Here is a 3,274-nt window from a genome sequence, read left to right as displayed (position 1 = left end):
GTAAGCGGCCCTTCCGCCCCACGGCGGCCTATGGCCGAGGTTCACGCGCGAGCGCAGCAGCGTTTGTATTTCTTCCCCGAACCGCAGAGGCACGGGTCGTTGCGGCCGACCTTTTCGCGTCGCGAGATGGGCGCCGAGCGGCCTGCGGCTTCTCGGATGCGGGCAAGCTTGCGCAGGATCAGGATCATGCGCGGGATCAAGGCGGCCTCGGCGTCGAGCGAGGCGTCCGAGTCGGATGGGCCTAGCTCCGGATGAGGGCCGCCGAGATCGAAGAAGCCGATGAACGGCTCGAGAACGACTTTGGTCCGTTCGTCCTCGACCAGCCCGCTCCAGGTCGCCGGGGCGAGCGTCATCGCCTTCCAGAACCCGCGCGCCCATGCTCGCACAGCGTCGTGGCTCGGCTTTTCGTCTCCCACGACGAACGGGGGCCGATAGTCGACGTTTCGGTCAGCCTCCATGCGCTTGAGACTGCGGTCGATGTCGCTGAGGAGGAGATTGTAGTGGGCGATGACGGCGCCGAGGACGGCGTTGATCTGCGCGTCGTCCCCGAAGATCGGTTCGTCGTCGCCCCAGATCCGAGCCATCCAGACGCTCGGCAGGATCGGGGCGGCTTGCGGCGTGACGACGACGCCGGTCAGGTAGCCGTCGAGTTCGAGCGGAGACATTGCCGTCTTCGGCGCCTGCGGCGAAGCCAGGAAGCTCGACCAGACCGCGATCGGATCGATCGTCACGCCGCGGCCTCCTTTGGTTCCGCCATCGGATGCTCCGCGCCCCACGCCCAGGGCATGAGGTCGTCGATGCGGGAGGCGGGCCAGAGGTTGACCAGCTTGGTGAGCACGTCGGCGAAGTAGGTTTGCGGGTCGACGTCGTTGAGCTTGCAGCACTCGATCAGCGAGGCGATGCAGGCCCAGTTCGCGGCTCCCTCGTCGTGGCCGGCGAAGAGCGCATTTTTTCGATTGAGAACGATCGGCCTGATTCCGCGTTCGACGATGTTGGTGTCGAGCTCGACGCGGCCGTCGTCGAGGAAACGGACAAGCCCGTCCCAATGGTTCAGGCCGTAGCGGAGGTCCTCGGCGATCGTCGCCTTGGCGGAAACGCGGGCGAGCTGCCGCTCGAACCAGATCCTGAGTGCTTCGACCAGGGGCTTGCTCCTCTCCCGGCGCACGCGGCGCCGCTCCTCGGCGCTCGTTCCGCGGATCGTTGTCTCGATCGCATAGAGCGCGGCGATGCGTTCGAGGGCTTCGCTGGCGATTGGCGCATCGCCGCTCTTGGCGTGGTCGTAGAACCGGCGGCGCAGATGCGACCAGCAGAACGCCAGCGTGATGGCCTCGCCCGTCGCCTCGGCGGCGATCTTCTTGTAGGCGGCGTAGCCGTCGCACTGCACGACGCCGCGATAGCCGTCGAGCAGCTTCAACGCATGCACCGCGCCGCGGCCGGGCGCGTAGGTGAAGGCGATGGCCGGCGGATCGGTCCCACCCCAGGGTCGGTCGTCCCGGGCGATCGCCCAGAAGTAGCCGTTCTTGACCCGGCCGCGGCCGGGGTCGAGCACAGGCGCCTTCGTCTCGTCGACCGCGATCTTGCCGGAGCCCAGGATCAGTTGGCGCAGCCGCAGGTAGAGCGGCTGGAGTTCGGCCGCTGCGTACCCCACCCAGAACGCCAGGACCGACCGCTTGATGTCGAGGCCCTGGGCGGCCAGCATCCGGGACTGCCGGTAGAGCGGCAGATGCCACGCGTACTTCGCGACCAGCACGGAGGCCACCATCGCCTCGGTCGGCATCCCGCCCTTGATCAGCCGCTCGGGCGCCGGCGCCTGCACCACCGCCTGCTCGCAGCCCCGGCAGGCGTATTTGGGACGGTGCGTCACGACCGCCCGGAACTGCGCCGGGATCACGTCAAGCCGCTCGGAGGTCTCCTCGCCGATCACGTGCATGGGCGAGCGGCAGCACGGGCAGGTCTTGTCCTCGGGCTCGATCGTCACGTGCACGCGCGGCAGATGGGCGGGAAGCGCGTTGCGCTTGGCCCGGCGCCTTTCCGCACGAGCGCGAGCGCGCTCCTCGTTCTGCCTGTCGTCGGCGGCCTCGTTCGCGGCGATTGCCTGCTCGACATCCTCGAACGCCAAGCCGAGTTGGTCCGGGTCGAGCTTCTCGGACCGGCGGCCGAACTGCATGCGCTGCAACTGATGCAGGAGATGCTCCAGGCGATCGTTGCGGCAGAGAGCTTCGTCGCGCGCCGCAATCGCGGCGTCGCGCTCGGCGAGCGCGTTCGCGAGCTGCGCCTGCAACTCGGCGATCTCGGTCGGCGGCTGATTCGCGCTCTCGCTCACGACCAGGAGAGAATCACATCGGCGCGACGCCGTGACCAGGAAAATGGCGTGCTGATTCCATTGGTCACAGCTTCAGGACGCTGCCTCCGGCCGGGCCGCGTCGCGCGCATGGAGGCGTGACCAGTCCAGCCCGTCGACGAGCGCGGCGAGTTGCGACGCCGACAGGCGCATCACGCCGTCGCTGATCGGCGGCCAGCGAAATGCGTTTTGCTCGAGCCGCTTCCAGACGAGCACGAGACCGGACCCGTCCCAGGTCAAAATCTTCAGCCGGTCCGCACGCTTCGAGCGGAAGACGATGATCACGCCCGAGAAGGGATCGCGTTGAAGCTCCTCGCGCGCGAGAGCGGCGAGGCTGTCGGCGCCGCGTCGGAAGTCCACCGGCTTCGTCGCCACCAAAACCCGCGCGCCAGGGGGAACCGCGATCATGTCGCCGCCCTCACGGCGCACAGCACCGCGGTCAGCGTCGCAGCGTCGACGCCCGGCGTGACGCGAACCGTCGCGGCGCCGACCACGATCTCGATGACCGAGGCGCCGCCGCCCTCCTTCGCCGCGACCGGCGCCGCTAGGCTCGGCAAGGCTTCCTCGACAACGACAGGAACGAAGGTGGTTCCGTGCGCAGGCGGTTCTCCGTTCGCCGCCGCTCGGTTCGCCCGCCGTCGCGCCTCGCGCCGCCAGCCCAAGAGCTGTTGCGGCGTCAGCCCATGGCGTCGTGCGACAGCCGACACCGTGTCCCCGCTGTCGTAGATCTCGGCGACAATCTCCGCCTTCTGCGCAGGGGCCCACGTCCGGCGTCGACCCGAGCCGGTAAACACCTCCAGCCGGCGCGCCGGCTCCGGCTTCGATTTGGGCAAAAGCTCAGTGTCCGACACGTGTCCAACCCGCTCGACTCAGCGGGTGCGACATTCGCCGATCAGCATGCGCCGCTGAAGGTGGGGGCGAGAGGCCGCTTAC

Annotated in this window: 4 protein-coding genes and 1 pseudogene; all 5 read right to left on the bottom strand. The window is 68.6% G+C overall.

Going from position 1 to position 3,274, the window contains the following annotated elements; all coding sequences use genetic code 11:
- Nucleotides 1-41: 41 nt before the first annotated feature.
- Nucleotides 42-731: a UPF0149 family protein gene (locus Q0Q02_RS23610; protein WP_293813250.1), complete on the bottom strand. Its 690-nt coding sequence runs from the start codon at nucleotides 729-731 to the stop codon at nucleotides 42-44.
- Nucleotides 728-2,323: an IS66 family transposase gene (locus Q0Q02_RS23605; protein WP_293813248.1), complete on the bottom strand. Its 1,596-nt coding sequence runs from the start codon at nucleotides 2,321-2,323 to the stop codon at nucleotides 728-730. Before Q0Q02_RS23605 ends, Q0Q02_RS23610 begins: the two co-directional genes overlap by 4 nt.
- 72 nt (nucleotides 2,324-2,395) lie before the next feature.
- The gene (gene tnpB, locus Q0Q02_RS23600) at nucleotides 2,396-2,749 is read right to left on the bottom strand and encodes an IS66 family insertion sequence element accessory protein TnpB (protein ID WP_293813246.1); all 354 of its coding nucleotides are present in this window, start codon (nucleotides 2,747-2,749) and stop codon (nucleotides 2,396-2,398) included.
- Nucleotides 2,746-2,898, bottom strand: a complete 153-nt coding sequence (locus tag Q0Q02_RS23595) for a hypothetical protein (protein WP_293813252.1) — start codon at nucleotides 2,896-2,898, stop codon at nucleotides 2,746-2,748. Before Q0Q02_RS23595 ends, tnpB begins: the two co-directional genes overlap by 4 nt.
- A 63-nt stretch (nucleotides 2,899-2,961) precedes the next feature.
- A pseudogene (locus tag Q0Q02_RS23590) lies at nucleotides 2,962-3,135 on the bottom strand (transposase); the annotation flags it as partial.
- Nucleotides 3,136-3,274: the final 139 nt, after the last annotated feature.

Source organism: uncultured Allobosea sp., from assembly GCF_945956895.1.
In the GTDB taxonomy this organism is placed as follows: domain Bacteria; phylum Pseudomonadota; class Alphaproteobacteria; order Rhizobiales; family Beijerinckiaceae; genus Allobosea.
Note: the sequence above shows the minus strand (reverse complement) of the source record. Positions and strands in the feature narration are given on the sequence as shown.

What these genes read in the sequence shown, in the direction of transcription:
- tnpB (WP_293813246.1), bottom strand. Translation starts at nt 2,749, where the DNA reads ATGATCGCGGTTCCCCCTGGCGCGCGGGTTTTGGTGGCGACGAAGCCG.